Here is a 1,965-nt window from a genome sequence, read left to right as displayed (position 1 = left end):
GGTGGCACTGAGTGCCACCCGACCGGCCCTTTCGTTTCGCCGGGACGGGCCGGCTCAGCGGGCGCCGATCTCGTCCGTCAGCTGCGGCAGCACGGCGAACAGGTCGCCGACCACGCCGTAGTCGACGAGGTCGAAGATCGGGGCCTCCGGGTCCTTGTTGACGGCCACGATCGTCTTGGAGGTCTGCATGCCGGCCCGGTGCTGGATCGCCCCGGAGATGCCCGCCGCGATGTACAGCTGCGGCGAGACCTGCTTACCGGTCTGGCCGACCTGGTTGGCGTGCGGGTACCAGCCCGCGTCCACCGCGGCGCGCGAGGCGCCGACCGCAGCGCCGAGCGAGTCGGCGAGCTTCTCGACCACCCCGAAGCCCTCGGCCGCGCCGACGCCGCGGCCGCCGGAGACCACGATCGCGGACTCGGTCAGCTCGGGGCGGCCGGTGGAGACGCGCGGGGTGCGCGAGACGACCGTGGCGGCGTTGCCGGTGAAGGCGACGGACACGTTCTCGACCGTACCTGCGGCCGGAGCGACCTCGGGAGCGGCGGAGTTGGGCTTGACGGTGATGACCGGAACACCGTGCGAGACGGTCGACCTCACCTGGTACGAGGCGGCGAAGACGGACTGGGTCGCGACCGGGCCGTTCTCGCCGGCCTCCAGCTCCACCGCGTCGGTGATGAGTCCCGAGCCGAGACGCAGGGCGACGCGCGCGGCGACCTCCTTGCCCTCGCCGGACGAGGTCACCAGGACGGCGGCGACGCCCTTGTCCCGGGCGATCTGGGTCAGCGCGTCGACCTTCGGCACGACGAGCCGGTCGGCGAACTCGGCGCCGTCCGCGACGTACACGGTGGCCGCGCCGTACTCGCCGGCGGTGGCGGCGATCGACGCCGCGGCGTCACCGGCGCCGAGCACGACCGCCGAGGGCTCGCCGATCCGGCGGGCCAGGGTGAGCAGTTCGAGGGCCGGCTTGCGGACCGCACCGTCGGCGTGGTCCACGAGAACCAGGATCTCAGCCATGATTCTTGCTCCTGATCGGGTGGTTGCTGGGTGGCTGACGGCGGGTCAGATGAACTTCTGGGCGGACAGGAACGCGGCGAGCTGCTTGCCGCCGTCACCCTCGTCCGTGACGATCGTGCCCGCGGTACGCGCCGGGCGCGCGGCGACCGACTCGACCAGGGTCCAGGACCCGGCCAGACCGACCTCGTCCGCGTCGATGCCGAGGTCGTCCAGGTCCAGCTCCTCGACCGGCTTCTTCTTGGCGGCCATGATCCCCTTGAAGGAGGGGTAACGGGCCTCGCCGGACTGGTCGGTGACCGAGACGACGGCCGGCAGCGGGGCCTCCAGGAGCTCGGTGGCGGCATCACCGTCCCGGCGGCCCTTCACCCGTCCGTCCTCGACCGAGACCTCGGAGAGCAGGGTGATCTGCGGCAGGCTCAGCCGCTCGGCGAGCAGCGCGGGCAGCACGCCCATCGTGCCGTCCGTCGAGGCCATACCGCAGATGACCAGGTCGAACCCGGTCTTCTCCAGCGCCTTGGCGACGATGGCGGAGGTGCCGATGACATCGGTGCCGTGGATGTCGTCGTCGTTGACGTGGACGGCCTTGTCGGCGCCCATGGACAGCGCCTTGCGCAGGGCGTCCTTGGCGTCGTCGGGGCCGACCGTCAGGACGGTGACCTCGGCGTCGTCCGCCTCCTCGGCGATCCGCAGCGCCTGCTCGACCGCGTACTCGTCGAGCTCCGACAGCAGACCGTCGACCTCGTCGCGGTCCACGGTCAGGTCGTCCGCGAAGCCGCGGTCGCCGCTCGCGTCGGGTACGTACTTCACACAGACAGCGATCCTCAGGGTCACGGCCTGGCTCCTTTCAAGTGACAGACGATTACGGGAGGTTGCGGGCCATGACGATGCGCTGGACCTGGTTGGTGCCTTCGTAGATCTGGGTGATCTTGGCGTCGCGCATCATGCGCTCGACGG

Annotated in this window: 3 protein-coding genes; all 3 read right to left on the bottom strand. The window is 71.0% G+C overall.

Annotated elements, in window-relative coordinates; genetic code table 11:
• Positions 1-54: 54 nt before the first annotated feature.
• Positions 55-1,011, bottom strand: a complete 957-nt coding sequence (locus ABZY12_RS34315) for an electron transfer flavoprotein subunit alpha/FixB family protein (RefSeq protein WP_356897375.1) — start codon at positions 1,009-1,011, stop codon at positions 55-57.
• A gap of 45 nt (positions 1,012-1,056) precedes the next feature.
• Complete coding sequence (locus tag ABZY12_RS34310; protein WP_356897373.1) at positions 1,057-1,842, bottom strand: electron transfer flavoprotein subunit beta/FixA family protein; 786 nt, start codon at positions 1,840-1,842, stop codon at positions 1,057-1,059.
• A 28-nt stretch (positions 1,843-1,870) separates the two neighbouring features.
• On the bottom strand, positions 1,871-1,965 hold a 95-nt coding region (locus ABZY12_RS34305), incomplete at its 5' end, for an acyl-CoA dehydrogenase family protein (protein ID WP_132919430.1).

Source organism: Streptomyces sp. NPDC006551 (assembly GCF_040611675.1).
Taxonomy (GTDB): Bacteria; Actinomycetota; Actinomycetes; order Streptomycetales; family Streptomycetaceae; genus Streptomyces.
Note: the sequence above shows the minus strand (reverse complement) of the source record. Positions and strands in the feature narration are given on the sequence as shown.

Excerpts from the sequence above, each read along its gene's own strand:
- ABZY12_RS34315 (WP_356897375.1), bottom strand. The coding sequence starts at position 1,011 with ATGGCTGAGATCCTGGTTCTCGTGGACCACGCCGACGGTGCGGTCCGC.